Annotated in this window: 1 protein-coding gene; it reads right to left on the bottom strand. The window is 57.4% G+C overall.

From position 1 onward, the window contains the following. Nucleotides 1-830 (bottom strand): ABC transporter permease (locus AC1ECN_RS38545; RefSeq protein WP_477956066.1); only part of this gene is annotated, 830 nt, incomplete at its 3' end. Nucleotides 831-1,022: the final 192 nt, after the last annotated feature.

Below are 1,022 nucleotides of genomic sequence, written 5' to 3'. Positions count from 1 at the left end.
GTGATGACCGTGCCGTTGAAGATCGCGCCGAGCGACATGGCAAGCCCGGTGAACTGCGGCACCATGGCATTGCGGGCGATATAGGAGCGCAGAATCTTTCGCTTCGGAACGCCACCAAGCTCGGCGAAGACGACATAATCCTCGGTGATGATGTTGGAAACGAGCGCGCGCATCCCGATCAGCCAGCTGCCGGCTCCGACCATGATCAGCGACAAGGCCGGCAGAATCGAATGTTTCAGGATATCGAAGACCAAAGCGAAGGAGAGGTCCAGATTGGCGTTCATCTCGTAGCCGCCATTGATCGGCAGCACCGGCCAGAGATAGCCGAACACAATCAAAAGCACGAAGGCCAGAATGTAATAGGGAATGGGAAGCAGGGCGATGAAGACGAGGCTGACGGCCTTCAGCACCATGTCCTTGCGGTAATAGCCGGCGAGCGCGCCGATCGCATTGCCGAGCACAAAGGTGATGATGGTCGACACCGTCATCAACCCGATGGTCCAGGGCAGGGACCGCAGGATGATGGTGGAAACGGGCGTCGGAAATGCCGACAGCGACGGACCGAGATCACCTGTGGCTAGCCGAAGCCAGAAATGCAGGTATTGCTGCCAGATCGAACCCTCCATTCCGTAAAGCTCGCGAAGCGACTGACGCATCAGTTCGATCGCATTCGGATCGGACTGCCCCATCTGGGTGATGGCGCCTATGCTTTCTTCGACCGGATCGATCGGGGTCAGGTGGGTGACGAAGAATGTTATCGTCACGCCGAGAAATACAACGAGCAGAAACTGACCGAACCGCTTCAGCACAAAGATGAGATAGGACGTCATAGGGCGGTGGTTCCTCTCTGGTTCCCTTCATCAAGTGGAAAGGATCGACGGACATGCCACATGCCCGTCGATTAGGAGGCCGGCGCGCAACACTCGCGCCGGCGTTGGGAGGATTATTTCGGTTGTGCCGGCTTCAGCTTGACCATCATCAGCCTGGAGTTGGCCCAATTCGGCACTGGATCGGTATAGGGA

The organism is Rhizobium sp. 01N447_2, from assembly GCF_056399245.1.
Note: the sequence above shows the minus strand (reverse complement) of the source record. Positions and strands in the feature narration are given on the sequence as shown.